The following is a 15,995-nucleotide window of genomic DNA, read 5'->3' as shown; positions in this document are numbered from 1 at the left end:
AACATAGTTTGAAACTGTCTCTTCAATGTTCTGATGATCTATAAGGATTAGAATCAATTTATTTAGAAGATATAATTCATATTATTGACCTAATTGATCAAAGCTATATAAAGCACTTGAGAAAGGTACAATCTGATTAACAATACGCTGCCAACGCACTAAGCCGGTAGCATCTATATAAACAATATCATTGCTCTGCATTTTAAATTGATTTGCCAAGCCAAAATCACCAATACTACTTAGATCAATATGGTAAATTTCTGTTAAAGGTTGATTTGACTGATTACGAATAATGTAAATCTTACTACGGTTAGCAGACATTGGATTTAAGCCTAAACTTTCACCAATAACATCACTCAAGCTCATCCCTTGGTCACGTATAGGTAAGGACTGATTTTTACCAGCTTCTCCTAATACATAAATTTTCTGATTTTCTCGACTATTGACATATAAGGTATCATTGGGCTGAATCAGTAAATTATGTAAGGAAAATCCATTTTTTTCTAATTCAATACTATTTAACTGATAGGTTTGTCCATTTCGGACTAAAGTAATTGAAGTACTATCACCTTGCTCTGTATTAATTCCACCAGCCATGCCGAGAGCTGTGTAGACACTTACTGGTTGATCATTTAAGAAGAATTGTCCTCCTTGTTTGACATTCCCTTGTACAGAGAAACGTTGCCCTTGATAAGAAAGGACACGAGCAATAACATCTGGTGTTTTTAAATAACGTGACAGCTGGCTACGTAGTTCAGAATTTACTTGAGTAAGTGATTTACCTGCTGCCTTATAACGACCAATGATTGGAAATTGTATATAACCTTCTTGGTTAATTTGATAACCATTCGCGCGTGCAGATTCTACGCCACTTACACTCGAGGAAGATGGGGTAAGTTCTGGATAAGCCCATAAATAAATTGAAAGAATATCACCTGGACTTAAAGCATAATTTTTATGAGGCTTATTGAATAGTGTGGCTAAGTCTTGAGAAGCAAGCTGAGCAGGTTGTAAGGCAAAAAGATTATCTTGAGTGATTTTGATGAGATTGACACGTGTACCCGCATCTGTTTGAAAGAAACCTTCCGCTGGTAGATCATAGGTTTGTATACCGGAAGTGAGTGCACAACCAGAAAATAATGTGGAAATAGCCAGTAAAATTGATATGCGTTGATACTTCACATTCAAACCCTTAATTGTAATACATCGTTATTAGGAAGTGATTGTAGTTCAAAATTAGAATATTGAATATCTTCAAACACTTCTAATTTCTTATTTTTAAATTATAATTTTGATTTATATATTAATTTTAAAATTTTTCATGTGGTTGGTTGAAATTTACTACTTTCTTAATATCTTTTTTTAAATTTATGTCTACAATAGCTGCAAAATTTTATGCTGCTATTTTCGAATTCTTTTAAAAAAGCATTTAAGGTCAGATAAATGAAAATTCTTGTTACCGGTGGCGCTGGATTTATTGGCTCAGCTGTGATCCGCCATATTATCAAAAATACCAACAACCAAGTTCTGAATATAGATAAACTGACTTATGCGGGAAATTTAGAGTCGTTAAGAGAAATTGATCAGCATTCGAATTATCAGTTCAAACAAATTGATATTTGTGATACTGAGCAAATTACGAAAGCAATTGAAGCATTTCAACCAGATGCGATTATGCATTTAGCTGCAGAGTCGCATGTAGATCGTTCAATTGACGGTCCAGCAGCATTTATTCAAACCAATATTGTGGGAACTTATACCCTATTAGAAGCAGTTCGAAAGTATTGGATGAGTCTTGAAGCTGAAGCTCAACACAACTTTCGCTTTCATCATATTTCAACTGATGAAGTTTATGGCGACTTAGAAAGTACAACCAATCTTTTTACGGAAACAACCTCATACGCACCAAGCTCTCCTTATTCTGCGTCTAAAGCTAGTTCAGATCATTTAGTACGTGCTTGGCACAGAACCTATGGTCTACCTGTGATTGTGACTAATTGCTCGAACAATTATGGGCCTTATCATTTTCCAGAAAAACTAATTCCATTGGTGATTCTAAATGCACTAGATGCTAAACCTTTACCTGTATATGGTAACGGTCAACAAATTCGGGATTGGCTGTATGTGGAAGATCATGCTCGCGCTTTGTATAAAGTGGTGACCGAAGGAATCGTGGGTGAAACCTATAACATTGGTGGACACAACGAAAAGCAGAATATTGAGGTGGTAAAAACCATTTGCAAGATTTTGGATGAGCTAAAACCACAGGCAAATGGTCAAGCGTATGAGTCACTGATTACTTTTGTAAAAGACCGTCCTGGGCACGATCTACGTTATGCAATTGATGCCACAAAAATTCAAAATGAATTAGGCTGGACGCCGACGGAAACCTTTGAAACTGGAATCCGTAAAACGGTGGAATGGTATTTTAATAACCAAGAATGGGTTGCCCATATTCAAAGTGGTGAATATCAATCGTGGTTAGAAAAGCAATACAAGGCTAAGTAATGAAAATCTTATTGCTTGGAAAAAATGGACAGGTTGGTTGGGAGCTTCAGCGCTCCCTTGCTCCATTAGGTGAGGTGATTTCACTTGATCGAAATGGTTTAAGCCAATGGTCTGGGGATTTAAGTAATCCTGATCTGATTTATCAAGCTATTTTACAAATAGTGCCAGATGTAGTTGTGAATGCGAGTGCTTATACTGCAGTAGATTTAGCTGAAACAGAACAAGATATGGCTAATCTGGTGAATCATGTGGCTGTAGGGAAGATTGCTGAGGCTTGTGCCCATATTAAGGCACTCTTAGTGCATTATTCGACAGACTATGTTTTTGATGGTGAGGGTGTATCGGCATTTAATGAAGCTGATGCCCTTAAACCTTTGAATATATATGGTAAGACTAAGGCTTTAGGTGAGCAAGCTATTCAGAATGCTCGATGTGATTACTTGATATTTAGAACATCATGGGTTTTTGCGCGAAAAGGTAAGAATTTTTTAAAAACAATGCTTACTTTGGCTCAGCAGCGTAAAGAGTTATCTATTATTAATGATCAAATTGGTGCTCCGACATCGGCTGAACTAATTGCCGATGTAAGTGCTCATGCGATTGTGCATACATTGCAAGATCAAACTAAAATTGGCATTTATCATTTGGTTGCTAGTGGTGAGACATCGTGGTTTGAGTATGCAAACTATATATTTGAGCAAGCAAAAAGCTTAGGTGTAAATTTAGCTATTCAGCAAGTTAATCCGATTCAAACAACAGCATATCCGACACCCGCACAACGTCCACTTAATTCACGATTAAATAATCAAAAAATTCAACATGCTTTTCAAATTTATTTGCCAGACTGGAAAGTACATGTACAAAGAACTGTAACAGAGGTACTTCAGAAATGAGTATAAAGCGTAAAGGTATTATATTGGCAGGTGGTTCAGGAACCCGTTTGCATCCAATTACTAAAGGTGTATCTAAGCAACTCTTGCCAATTTATGATAAGCCAATGATTTATTATCCGTTATCCGTTCTGATGTTAGCAGGTATTCGTGAAGTACTAGTAATTTCAACTCCAGAGGATTTACCTAACTTTGAAAAGTTGCTTGGCGATGGGTCACAATTTGGTATCGAAATAAGCTATAAAGAACAGCCTTCACCAGATGGACTTGCGCAAGCGTTTATTCTTGGCGAAGAATTTATAGGAAATGATCACGTTTGCTTAATCTTGGGCGACAATATTTATTATGGTCAAAATTTTAGTAAGCAATTAAAGGCAGCCAATAACCTTGAAAAAGGTGCAACAGTTTTTGGTTACCATGTTACTGATCCAGAGCGTTTTGGGGTAGTAGAGTTTGATCCAACTGGCAAAGTACTGAGTATTGAAGAAAAGCCAACTCAACCGAAATCTCCTTATGCAGTCACTGGATTGTATTTCTATGATAATCGCGTAGTTGAGTTTGCAAAACAGGTAAAACCATCTGCACGCGGTGAGTTAGAAATTACCGATATTAACAATGCTTATTTGAAAGATGGTTCACTCAATGTTGAATTACTTGGGCGTGGTTTTGCATGGCTAGATACGGGAACTCATGAATCTCTACTAGAAGCAGGTCAATTTGTATATACCATTGAAAAACGTCAATCGCTAAAAGTGGCCTGTTTAGAAGAAATTGGTTTTCAGCAAGGTTGGATTTCAAAAGAAAAACTTAAGGAAAGTGCAGAAGCACTTAGAAAAACAGATTATGGTCAATACTTATTGAAATTATTGGATGAAGTAAAATGAGAGTAGAAAAAACAAAACTCGACGGTTTATTAATACTTCATCCACAAGTTTTTGGGGATGAACGTGGTTGGTTTATTGAAAGCTTTAATCAACAAAGTTTTGAGAATGCATTAAAAGAATTAAATTTACTTATACCAACATTTGTGCAGGATAATCATTCCTGTTCGCAAAAAGGGGTGTTGAGAGGTTTGCATTTTCAGCGCGAACCTTATGCCCAAGGTAAATTGGTTCGAGTTGTTCAAGGTAAAGTGTGGGATGTTGCCGTTGATATTCGTCCAGACTCTAAAACTTATGGGGAATGGGTTGGTGTAGAGTTGAGTGCAGAAAATAAAACTATGTTTTGGATTCCTGAAGGGTTTGCTCATGGCTTTATCGCATTAGAAGATAATACTCAGTTTCTTTATAAAACTACTAATTATTATAATAAGGAAAGTGAAGGTGCGATTATCTGGAATGATCTAACGCTAGCAATTGATTGGCCATTATATGAAATTGAAGAGGTATTAGTAAGTGATAAAGATAAACTAGCTACCAAGTTTATTGAACTAAATATATGAATATATTGAAAAACAGTTTTTATAATTTTGCTGGATATTTGATACCAGGGATTTTGTCAATTTTTATATTGGGTTATACCGCTCGAATATTAAATGTCGAAAAATTTGGGTTATTAATGATGATCATGGCAATCGTTGGTTATGCTGGAATTTTCGATATGGGTATTAGTAGAGCCGTAATTAGAGAGGTTGCGCTCTATAAGGATAATAAATTTGAACTAGGTAAAATATTGTCAACATCGAATATTGTTGTAATCTTTTTAGGTTTTATAGCAACATTAAGTATTATCTTTTTCAAATATGAAATTCAGTCTTATTTGTCGGTTAGTCAGGCCATTGTGGATGATGTATTAAGTGCACTAGTTGTAATTAGCTTTTCTATTCCTATCTATTTATCAACACAAGTAATCAGTGCTTTATATGAGGGTCGGCAAGAATTTTTAAAAGTTAATATTTATAAGACATATAGTGGTTTGTTAATTACAATTTTCCCTTTTATTTTTATTGTATTTCAGCCAACTTTATATTTCGCAACTTTGGGGTTGTTGATTTCTAGGATTTTGTCTCTAATCATTTTACTCTATTTTCTGAGGACGGAATTGGGGCTATTGTTTAAAGGTTTTAATTTAAATAATTTTAAAAGATTGATTAGTTTTGGTGGTTGGGTTGCAGTGACTAATATAATTAGTCCAATCTTATCTTATTTTGATAAATTAATTATTTCTAATAACTTGGGTGCAAATATGCTAGGGTTTTATACAGCCCCATCGGAAGTTATTGCAAGAATGAGTATATTGCCAAATGGAATATCAAGAACAATATTTCCTTTATTAACAGAAGGTTTATATAAGCATAATGAAATTAAAAATAAATCTTATATGTTGATGTTTGTAATTGTTCTACCTGTAGTAATTTCTGGAATTTTTTATTCGGACCAAATAATAAGAATATGGTTTGGTGATGTATATGTTGAAAATTCAAAACATATATTACAAATCTTATTAATTGGGTTTTTCTTTAATGCATTGGCGCAAATTCCATATACTAGTATTCAAGCTAAGGGTTATTCTAATATAACAGCAATAGTACATATTGCTGAAGCTATTCCATTCTTAGTTTTTTTAATATATTCTATTAAAAATTATGGAATTATAGGAGCTGCATGTGTATGGTCAGGTCGGGTAATCATAGATTTTATCGTATTGGAATTAATAGATAGATTTGGGGTATTTTCATTTAAGAAATATGGTAAATATGGCAATTAATATATTGTTCAAAAACTTATGCTTTTTATGTTTTTTTAATTAAGGGTCATTATTCATGGACATATCAATTTTAATTGTTAATTACAATACTAAAGAATTAATATTAAATTGTTTGCAATCAATTTATGAGCACACTAAAGATATTGATTTTGAGGTTATTGTAATTGACAATAATTCTCATGATGGGTCTATTGATGCAATAAAAAATTATTTTAAAAACGTAAATATTATTAACTCTGGGTCAAATCTAGGCTTTGGAGGAGCAAACAATCTTGGTTGCGATTATGCACGCAGTGATTATTTATTTTTCTTGAATTCTGACACATTATTAATAGAAAACTCCATTAAATTTCTTTTAGATAAATATAAAGAGTTAGAAAAAAATAATAGAATTGGTACCTTGGGGGCTATTCTAGTTGATGAAAAAGGTAATATCACTACATCAGGTGGAAAAGTGCCAACGGTCTGGCAGTTTATTTCTATGCATTTCATGAAAATAGTTCCAAAAAATATTAAAAAAGCTAATCAGGATTATATAAAATCCCAATTAAGTAAGGTGGAGATGGTTTCAGGAGCTGACATGGTAATCAAAAAAGAACTATTTAAAGAACTTAACGGTTTTGATGAAAATTTTTTTTTATACTATGAGGATACAGACCTTCATAAAAGATTATTAGATCTTGGATATATCAATTATTTAGATTGTACGACTCGAATAATGCATTATGAGGGAGGTAGTGCTGAAATGTCACATTGGAAACGAACAGTTATTCATACCAGCCAAAATTACTTTTTTAGAAAACATTCGACTTTATTTTTATTCATAGTGTATTCAATTTATCAATTATTATTTTCAATATTTAGTTTACTTAACGGAAAATATACTTTTAAACAAAATATTGATTTTATTAAAACTAACTTGAAAAATTTCAAACTATGATGAGTCATATTATATAATAAGGTATACTAAATATGATTACTATTGTTACACCAACATATAACCGAACTAAATATTTACCAAGGCTTTATACTAGTTTGATTAAGCAAACCAACATGAATTTTGAATGGATTGTTGTTGATGATGGCAGTATAGATGATACTGAAGGTTTAATTAAGGATTTCAAAAATGAAAATATTATTAATATCATTTATTTGAAAAAAGAAAATGGTGGAAAGCACACAGCTCTCAATTTAGGGGTTGAACTTTCAAATTTTCCCTATATTTTTATTGTAGACAGCGATGATACTTTACCAGAAAATAGTATAAAAGTTATAATTGAAAAAATTGAAGAAGCTTCTCTAAGAGCTGATTATAAGACGATTGCAGGTATATGTGGTAATAAAGCAAATTTAAATGGTCAAGTTGTTGGTAATGTAATGGATGATGAGATTGTTTGTAGTTATATGGATTTTAGATATAAATATGAAATTTCCGGAGATAAAGCGGAGGTTTTTAAAACTGAGATTTTAAAAAAATATAGATTCCCTGTTTTTGATAACGAAAAATTTTGTCCTGAAGCACTTATTTGGAACAGAATTTCTAAGAATTACGATATGTATTTTTTTAATAAAACCATTTATTTTTGTGAGTATTTAGAAGGTGGATTAACTGATCAAATTCTAATAGTTAGAAAAAAGTCACCTAATGCTACTTTATTGTATTATTATGAATTATCAGAATGTTATAAAATTAAATTTAAATATCGAGTTCGTGGTTATTTAAATTATTGGAGGTTTTTTTACATATCTAATAAAAATAATATTAAAAAAGAAATAAAATTTCCAGAAGGTTTTGTTAGTTTTTTGTGTAAATTTTTTGTATTGTTTTTATTTTATTTAGGTTTTTTAAAGCGCTAATTTAGCTCGTATTTAGGATGGTTTTTTGATGGATTTGAAAAAATATTTTATTGTATTTCTTATGTTAGGGAGTATGGGTTTTTCAATCCTTTTATTTCAACATTTTATTGAAGATATATTTTTATCTATACCGATATTATTAAACTTTTTAATAAGTTTTTTTATTTGTCTTAAATATGCACCTGAAAACCATATTATTAAATTATCTTCAATATATCTTGTAGGTTTCTTATTGTTTATATGTGGTAGATTTATTTACAACATATTTTTTCCTGATAATGCTTTTTGTATAGAATTTGGCTTTGTCTATTGTTTGGACAATAATGAAAAAATAAAATCAGCTATTTTAATAAATCTTTCATTGATATTTTTTACTTATGGTTTTTTAAATAATAAATATAATAAAATAAAGAAAAATACTGTATTTTTTGAGGCGAACAAAAATACTTTGCTAATTATTAGTTGTATTGGTCTTTTTTTTGGGCTTTTTTCTTTAAATAATTCTTATAAGTTGATATTAAGTGCAATTAATAATGGGTATTTGTCAATATACTCAGAACAGGATGGCATATATTCCACACCAATTTCATTGATTGTTTTTACTTTTTTTGTTGCAATATTAGCTATTCAATACTGTTTTAAAAACAAGTATTATTTTTGCTTAATATTTTATAGATTAAGCTTGTTTATTTATTTAGTGATAATGATTTCATCAATTTTTCAAGGATCTAGGTCTTCTTTTATCTCGGGGTTAATTTTTATTTTATGGATTTACTTAGATAATAAAAAAATTAACTTAAAAAATATCATGTTTGGTTCATTAATTTTATTTTTTATGTTTTTTGCTAATGATTTGGCATCTTTAAGTGGTGCAAGAGATGCCTCAAGCAATAAGCAAGATATCTTTAATATTATATTGGAAGATATGTTATACAATCAGGGTATAACTATGATGGTGTTTAATATGGGGGTTTTGAATAATGAATTTCCATTTTTAGCTTATTTAAAAGTAATCTTGCCTGGAATTCAAATTTTTTATAGCTTTTTTGATAATATTAACAATTCACATTTAACTTTTTCTAGTTTTTTACTTTATAAGCTTGAGCCTGTTACTTTGTCTCAAGGCTTTGGATTGGGATGGTCATTGCTAGGTGATTTTTATGCATTTTCATTTGGATTTCTACCTTTATTTTTGTTTTACAATTACTATTGGGGTAAAATAATTTACAGAATTTCAGAAAGATGTAATGATAGTGTGTATTATAAGGGTTTGTTTATTTGTTTTTTAACACAAATTTTCATGATTAGTCGGTCAAGTATTTCAATTCTATGGGCCTTAATAATTTTTTATAGTATATTTTATTTGTTAGGTAGGCTCCGGTTTAAAAAATGAAAATCTTATACTTAATTACTGGTCTTGGTGGTGGTGGGGCTGAAAAAGTTGTTGTAGATTTAGCTGATAGGATGTTTAATCTGGGTCATAAAGTAAAGATTGCTTACTTAAAAAAACCAATTGTTGTCAGTCCAAATAATCAAAATATAGAACTTATATATATAGGATTGGAAACAGTACGTGATATTTTAAGTGCATATAATAATTATAAAAAATTGATTGAAGATTTTCAGCCAGATGTTGTGCATGCACACATGGTACATGCCAATATTTTTGCTAGAATCGTCCGTAAATTTACTCCAATCCCTAAACTGATTTGTACTGCTCATAGTAACAATGAGGGTGGTAGGCTGAGAATGTTAGCTTATAAGTTAACCCATTATCAGGCTGAGCTAACAACAAATGTCAGTATTGCAGCTAGTGAAAGCTTTGAGCTACTCGGTGCTGTACCTAAGGATAGAATTAGAACCATTTATAATGGTATTGATTTAGATAAATTTAAATTTAATCCCCAAGCTTATGAATCGATTAGATCAAATTTAGATATTTGTTCTGATGCTAAGTTGTTTTTAGCGGTAGGGAGGTTTCACAAAGCTAAAGATTATTTAAATTTAATAAAAGCATTTTATTTATTAATTGAACAAGAAGGTACTTTTATTCATCGTCCTATATTAATAATCGCAGGCGATGGTGAAGAGCGTGCTGAAATTGAGGCAACTATTGCAGATTATGGGCTGAGCGAAGATGTGAAATTGCTAGGTCGTAGAGATGATATTGCAGACCTTATGTCTGCTGCCGATTTTTTTGTACTTTCTTCTGCATATGAGGGTTTTGGGTTAGTTGTTGCAGAAGCTATGGCATGTGAAACATTTGTTGTTGCAACCGATGCTGGTGGGGTAAAAGAAGTGATGGGGGGATATGGTTTATTAGCTCCTATCAAAAACTCAAGGCTCCTTGCTGAACAACTTAGCAAAGCTATTACTATGGATGAAAAAATAGTAAAACAAAATAACCTAAACGCACTTGATTATGTCAAAAAAAATTTCGATCTTGATGAAATTACAAAGCAATGGTTAAAAATTTATGCTGCCTAAAAAAACTATTCTTATCGGTACAATTGCATCAAGCTTCTATGGCTTTCGTGCAGACTTAATTCGTACACTCTTAAAAAAAGGACATCAAGTCTATGCATTTACGTCTGAATATACGGCAGAAGACCTAAAAAAAATAGAAAGGTTGGGTGCTACTCCAGTTATGTACACATTAAACCGTGGCGGATTGAATCCACTCGCAGATATGATTGCAACATATCAGCTCTCAAAAAAAATTAAAGTAATCAATCCAGACCTCGTATTTTCCTATTTTTCTAAACCTGTAATTTTTGGTACATTAGCAGCAAGAATAGCTAAAGTGCCGCGTATTATTGGGATGCTCGAAGGTCTAGGTTATACTTTTACAGATCAGCCCAAGGGTCAAAGTAAAAAAACGCAACTTATAAGAAAAATACAGGTTTTTTTATATAAAATAGCCTTACCACAACTTGATCAACTTATTTTTTTAAATCCTGATGATCCGAAAGATTTACTTGAAAGGCATGAAATACAAGTAAAAAAAGTAAAAATTTTGGGCGGGATTGGCTTAAATTTAAAAGATTATCCATACCAACCGCTAAGTAGCATTCACTTTCCTATAAAGTTTCTATTTATTGGTCGCTTACTAAAAGAAAAAGGTATTTACGAGTTTATTCAAGCAGCAAAATTAGTAAAAAAAATATATCCTGATACGCAATTTACAGTTCTTGGAGCAATAGACCCACATAACTTAGGCGCTTTACAACAAACAGAACTGGATACTTTAATTTCTTCAAATATTATTCAATATCCTGGTCATGTGGGTAATATCAAAGACTGGATTGCTGACAATCATGTGTTTGTATTGCCATCGTATCGTGAGGGAGTGCCACGAAGTACACAAGAAGCAATGGCTATTGGACGTGCTGTTATTACAACTGATGTACCAGGTTGTCGAGAAACTGTAATTGATAGTGTAAATGGTTTTTTAGTGCCCAAATGGAACCCACAGGCATTGGCAGAAAAAATGATTTATTTCATTGAGCACCCAGAGCAAGTTCGTATGATGGGTGATCAAAGCCATAAAATTGCGATTGAAAAGTTTGATGCAGAAAAAGTAAACCAGCGCTTATTAGAAATATTGGGAATTTAAAAATATGAAGCTCTTACTTACAGGCAGTAACGGTTTCCTCGGTCAATATTTATCACAATTCTTGGCTGAAAAAGGCTATTCTGTTTTAGCGCATACCCGTAAAGCCCAAACTTTTGACCATTCGAATATTCACAATATCAATTTTGATCTGAATGATAACTTAGACAACATTGATCTGAATCAAGTTGAAGTTATTATTCACTGTGCAGGTCGTGCGCATGTCATGCATGAAATTGCTGCATCGCCACTTGAAGCATATCGTCAAACCAATGTACAAGGCACATTAAACCTTGCACAAAAAGCAGTACAAAGTGGCGTCAAACGCTTTATTTACTTAAGCAGCATTAAAGTCAATGGCGAACAAACCACCACGCAAGCCTTTTGTCCTAATGACGATGTCCACACAAATGACCCGTATGGCCTATCTAAATATGAAGCAGAACAAACCTTACTTGCGCTATCTCAACGCACAGGTTTAGAAGTGGTTATTATTCGCCCAGTCCTCATTTATGGGCCTAATGTAAAAGCCAACTTTAAAAGTATGGTGAACTTGGCAAGTAAAAAATTCCCCTTACCGATTGGTTGCTTAGACAATAAACGCAGTATGGTGAGCGCCTATAACTTAGCTGACCTGATTCATACGTGTATGACGCATCCAAATGCCAACCGTGAAGTATTTTTAGCCAGTGATCAGGATGACATTTCAGTGAAACAACTATTTGAAAAATTAGCAAAATATCAAAATAATCAATTGCTAATGCTACCAGTACCAAAAAGCTTGATCAGTTTTCTGGCAAGTTTGGTGGGGAAAAAAGCGGTTGCCTCACGTCTATGTTCAGAACTGTTAGTAGATACCACTAAAAATACTCAACTTTTAGGTTGGACAGCACCGTATAATGTCGATACAAGCCTAGAAAAAATGTTTAACACAGCGCATCAAAACTGAGCCTAGTCACAAATATGTCCATGCTATCCCTTTTTATTTTCTTTTTACTTGCGTTTGCGATGACCTATTTCATGCGCGCCTACGCCCTCAAGACAAATATAATAGATAACCCTAATGAACGTAGCTCCCACAGTGTACCCACGCCCCGCGGTGGTGGCGTTGCGGTTGTGTGTAGCTACTTGTTGGCGCTGGCTGTGCTGATATATAGCCAACAATTGACCGTACATATTGGTTTAACACTAATAGCAGCGGGTTTTGTCATCGCTTTACTTGGTTTTTTAGATGACCATGGGCACATTAATTCCATGTTGCGCTTAGCAGTACACTTTTTAGTGGCCATTGGCGTGGTCATCAGCTTGGGTGGTTTCAGTGAAGTCATTGCTTTTAATGGCCTGCAGCTCGGCTTTATCGCCAATATCATTGCTGTATTATTTTTGGTGTGGTTATTAAATTTGTACAACTTTATGGATGGCATTAATGGTATTGCCAGTGTCGAAGCCATTACTACTGTCGTTAGTTTGGCCATTTTGTATTATGTACTGAATACCACATTAAATTCAGACATATTGTGGTTATTGGCAGCCTGTGTATTTGGGTTTTTATTGTGGAACTTTCCCAAGGCTAAAATTTTTATGGGCGATGCCTGTAGCGGATTTCTCGGTCTCACTTTGGGTATTTTGGCGCTTATCGCTCTAAAAGAAAACTTGGCACTGTTTTGTGCGTGGATCATTTGTCTAGGTGTATTTGTGGTCGATGCGACTTATACCCTAATAAAACGCGTGTTGAGTGGCTATAAAATGTATGATGCCCATCGCAGTCACAGCTATCAAATTTTATCACGCCGATGGGGCAGCCATACACCAGTGACTTTGGCGATAGCAGCTATTAATTTATTGTGGCTCTTTCCAATCGCCTATATCACGACCACCCAACAATGGGCGTATCCTGAGTTCGCGGTATTGATTGCCTATTTACCATTAATATTCTTGGCCATCAAATTGAAAGCAGGAAAGCCTGATGCCTGAAAAAAAATTGCTTATTTTAGGAGCAGGCGGTTTTGGCCAAACAATTGCTGAAGTTGCTGAACTTTTAGATAATTGGGAGAATATTTCTTTTGTTGATGATCGATGGCCTGAGCAACAATGGTTAGGTTGTTATCCTATTGTTTCAAATATTCAAAACTTATCCTTAATCAAGCAACAAGATTTCGAGGCCATCATTGCCGTTGGAAATAACCAAATACGACAAAAGTGGCAACAATTACTGCTTGATTTATCTATACCAATTACGACTATTATACATCCACAAACCATCATTGCTCCTAGTGCGAAAATAGGGCAGGGGGTAAGTATTATGGCTGGGTGTGTTATTGGAACGAATACGATTATCCAAGATGGTGCTATTTTAAATATGGGTACATTATTGGACCATGATGTGGTGGTTGAACAATTTGTACACTTAAGTATTGGGGTGAAAGTTGCAAGTAATAATATTATCCCTACATTTTCTTTCTTGGAAGTGGGAAGTGTCATAGAACATAAGTCTTAATAACAACTTCTTTAAATTAAGATATGACGTGCTGAAAAATATATGAAATCTCTTGTAATTCCTCTGGTTGAATCTCCACGTTCAGCAAAACTCGCATTTCTAGTTATTCTAGATTTCTGTATATTCCCGGTCCTGATCTGGTTGTGTTATGCCCTCCGCCAGTTTGATCTTGGTGCAGAGGTTGTGCCGAACATTGCTTTTGGCTCGGTTTGGGTGAGTGCAATAGCAGTCTTTATGCTGTTTATTTGTGGTGTTTACCGTTTTATTGTGCGAACTTTCAATGAATTTTTCATGGTGAAATTAGGTCTGGCAACCATATTAAGCGTGATTGGTTTGTACTTGTTGGCTTATAGTACACATGCGTTTGTTCCGACCTCAATTCCATTAATGTTTGGCTTTATGATGTTTGCCTGGGTTTGGTTCAGTCGTGGCGTTATTCGCTTTGTGGTGAGATCCTACTTACAGGCTAATGTGCCGAAAAAACGGATTGCTATTTATGGGGCTGGTTATGCAGGCCAACAGGTTGCAGCGACTTTAAATCGCTCCCATGAGCATTTGCCGATTATATTTATTGATGATAACCCATCTTTAAGAGGCCAGAATATTGGCGGTGTTCAAGTATATTCGCCACATAGAGCTTTAAAATGTTTGGTTAAACTACGTATTGATGAAATCTTAATTGCTTTACCGTCAGTGGGAAGAATCCGTAAAAGTGAGATTGTTAAGTTTTTAGAACCAGCCCACCTTAAAATTACCGAAATTCCAGGTTTAACTAAACTGGTCAATGGTGAAATTCGAATTTCTGATATTCAGGAAGTGGATATTATTGATTTACTGGGGCGTGATCCTGTACCACCAGTTCCAACGCTTTTGGCTAAAAATATTAAAAATAAAGTAGTCATGGTCACAGGCGCGGGTGGCTCGATTGGTTCAGAACTATGTCGCCAAATTATTAGAAATCAGCCTGTCAAAATTATCATTTATGAACTGACAGAATTTGCTTTATATCGTATCGATAAAGAATTACGTCTTACAGCAAACTGTGAAATTATTCCAATTTTAGGTTCAGTTCTCGACGAACGTAAGTTAGAACGGGTAATTGAACAATATGGTGTGCAAACTGTTTATCATGCTGCCGCATATAAGCATGTACCACTGGTAGAATGTAATCCGCTGGCTGGCCTGAAAAATAATGCGGTGGGAACAGCATTCAGTGTCAATGCCGCAGTGAAAAAAGGCGTTGAAACTTTTGTTCTGATCTCAACCGATAAAGCGGTACGTCCGACCAATGTGATGGGGGCGACCAAACGTATGGCAGAACTGTATTGTCAGGCTATGGCGGAAGCTCAGGATCGGACCCAGATCAGTATTGTGCGCTTTGGTAATGTCCTTGGTTCTTCGGGCTCGGTCGTGCCGTTGTTTAAACAGCAAATAGCCAAGGGTGGTCCGATTACCGTGACCGATCCAGAAGTGACCCGTTTCTTTATGACCATTCCGGAAGCCTCGCAGCTGGTGATTCAGGCCGGTGCTTTGGGTACTGGTGGAGATGTATTTTTGCTGGACATGGGCGAGCCGGTACGGATTCAGGATCTGGCACGACAAATGATTTCTCTCAGCGGACTCAAAGTCAGAGATGATAAAAACCCGAATGGCGATATTGAAATTCAATATACTGGGCTACGTCCAGGCGAAAAACTCTATGAAGAACTGCTGATTGACGAAGAAAATACAGAAATTACTGCACATACCCGTATTCTAAGATCGGTAGAAAAGCATTATCCATTGGCAGAAATTCTGGAGGTCTTTAACCAGATCCATGAGCTTTCAGCGACGCAGCCCGATATTGAATGGGCATTGACCCAGCTGGAATACTATGTCGATGGTTATGTCCGTGGTAATGAAATTCAAGTGAACTAGGTTTTTA

Annotated in this window: 15 protein-coding genes; 14 read left to right on the top strand and 1 reads right to left on the bottom strand. The window is 34.3% G+C overall.

Translation table 11 applies throughout. From position 1 onward, the window contains the following. Positions 1–81 precede the first annotated feature (81 nt). Complete coding sequence (locus NI470_RS11680) at positions 82–1,182, bottom strand: polysaccharide biosynthesis/export family protein (RefSeq protein ID WP_253148458.1); 1,101 nt, start codon at positions 1,180–1,182, stop codon at positions 82–84. Positions 1,183–1,443: 261 nt separating this feature from the next. Here NI470_RS11680 and rfbB point away from each other — a divergent pair, with 261 nt between their 5' ends. From rfbB to NI470_RS11610, 14 genes are read left to right on the top strand one after another with little or no spacing between them, the layout of a single operon-like run. Then, entirely contained in the window at positions 1,444–2,508 is a 1,065-nt protein-coding gene (gene rfbB / locus NI470_RS11675) for a dTDP-glucose 4,6-dehydratase (RefSeq protein ID WP_253148459.1), read from the top strand. Further along, positions 2,508–3,401, top strand: a complete 894-nt coding sequence (gene rfbD / locus NI470_RS11670; RefSeq protein WP_253148460.1) for a dTDP-4-dehydrorhamnose reductase — start codon at positions 2,508–2,510, stop codon at positions 3,399–3,401. The genes rfbB and rfbD overlap by 1 nt, the downstream gene beginning before the upstream one ends. Further along, on the top strand, positions 3,398–4,282 hold the full coding sequence (gene rfbA, locus NI470_RS11665; RefSeq protein WP_253148461.1) for a glucose-1-phosphate thymidylyltransferase RfbA: 885 nt from the start codon (positions 3,398–3,400) through the stop codon (positions 4,280–4,282). Before rfbD ends, rfbA begins: the two co-directional genes overlap by 4 nt. Then, positions 4,279–4,839 (top strand): dTDP-4-dehydrorhamnose 3,5-epimerase, encoded by a 561-nt coding sequence (rfbC, locus tag NI470_RS11660; protein ID WP_253148462.1) that lies wholly within the window; start codon positions 4,279–4,281, stop codon positions 4,837–4,839. The genes rfbA and rfbC overlap by 4 nt, the downstream gene beginning before the upstream one ends. Continuing rightward, the gene (locus NI470_RS11655) at positions 4,836–6,104 is read left to right on the top strand and encodes a flippase (protein ID WP_253148463.1); all 1,269 of its coding nucleotides are present in this window, start codon (positions 4,836–4,838) and stop codon (positions 6,102–6,104) included. The genes rfbC and NI470_RS11655 overlap by 4 nt, the downstream gene beginning before the upstream one ends. 55 nt (positions 6,105–6,159) lie before the next feature. Beyond that, a complete protein-coding gene (locus tag NI470_RS11650; RefSeq protein WP_253148464.1) occupies positions 6,160–7,044 on the top strand; it encodes a glycosyltransferase family 2 protein in 885 nt (294 codons plus the stop codon). 32 nt (positions 7,045–7,076) lie between these two features. After that, positions 7,077–7,961, top strand: a complete 885-nt coding sequence (locus NI470_RS11645; RefSeq protein WP_253148465.1) for a glycosyltransferase family 2 protein — start codon at positions 7,077–7,079, stop codon at positions 7,959–7,961. Between the two features lie 28 nt (positions 7,962–7,989). Further along, the gene (locus NI470_RS11640) at positions 7,990–9,354 is read left to right on the top strand and encodes an O-antigen polymerase (RefSeq protein ID WP_253148466.1); all 1,365 of its coding nucleotides are present in this window, start codon (positions 7,990–7,992) and stop codon (positions 9,352–9,354) included. Further along, positions 9,351–10,448, top strand: coding sequence for a glycosyltransferase (locus tag NI470_RS11635; RefSeq protein WP_253148467.1), 1,098 nt, complete (start codon positions 9,351–9,353; stop codon positions 10,446–10,448). Before NI470_RS11640 ends, NI470_RS11635 begins: the two co-directional genes overlap by 4 nt. Continuing rightward, positions 10,438–11,577 carry a glycosyltransferase family 4 protein gene (locus NI470_RS11630; protein WP_253148468.1) on the top strand — a complete coding sequence of 380 codons (1,140 nt, stop codon included), beginning with the start codon at positions 10,438–10,440 and terminating at the stop codon, positions 11,575–11,577. Before NI470_RS11635 ends, NI470_RS11630 begins: the two co-directional genes overlap by 11 nt. Before the next feature lie 4 nt (positions 11,578–11,581). Continuing rightward, on the top strand, positions 11,582–12,523 hold the full coding sequence (locus tag NI470_RS11625; protein ID WP_253148469.1) for an NAD-dependent epimerase/dehydratase family protein: 942 nt from the start codon (positions 11,582–11,584) through the stop codon (positions 12,521–12,523). A gap of 14 nt (positions 12,524–12,537) precedes the next feature. Then, positions 12,538–13,548 carry an MraY family glycosyltransferase gene (locus NI470_RS11620; RefSeq protein ID WP_253148470.1) on the top strand — a complete coding sequence of 337 codons (1,011 nt, stop codon included), beginning with the start codon at positions 12,538–12,540 and terminating at the stop codon, positions 13,546–13,548. After that, the gene (locus NI470_RS11615) at positions 13,541–14,071 is read left to right on the top strand and encodes an acetyltransferase (protein ID WP_253148471.1); all 531 of its coding nucleotides are present in this window, start codon (positions 13,541–13,543) and stop codon (positions 14,069–14,071) included. The genes NI470_RS11620 and NI470_RS11615 overlap by 8 nt, the downstream gene beginning before the upstream one ends. A 42-nt stretch (positions 14,072–14,113) precedes the next feature. Further along, a complete protein-coding gene (locus NI470_RS11610; RefSeq protein ID WP_253148472.1) occupies positions 14,114–15,988 on the top strand; it encodes a polysaccharide biosynthesis protein in 1,875 nt (624 codons plus the stop codon). Positions 15,989–15,995: the final 7 nt, after the last annotated feature.

It is taken from the genome of Acinetobacter lwoffii, from assembly GCF_024129115.1.
Classification (GTDB): Bacteria; Pseudomonadota; Gammaproteobacteria; order Pseudomonadales; family Moraxellaceae; genus Acinetobacter; species Acinetobacter lwoffii_T.
Note: the sequence above shows the minus strand (reverse complement) of the source record. Positions and strands in the feature narration are given on the sequence as shown.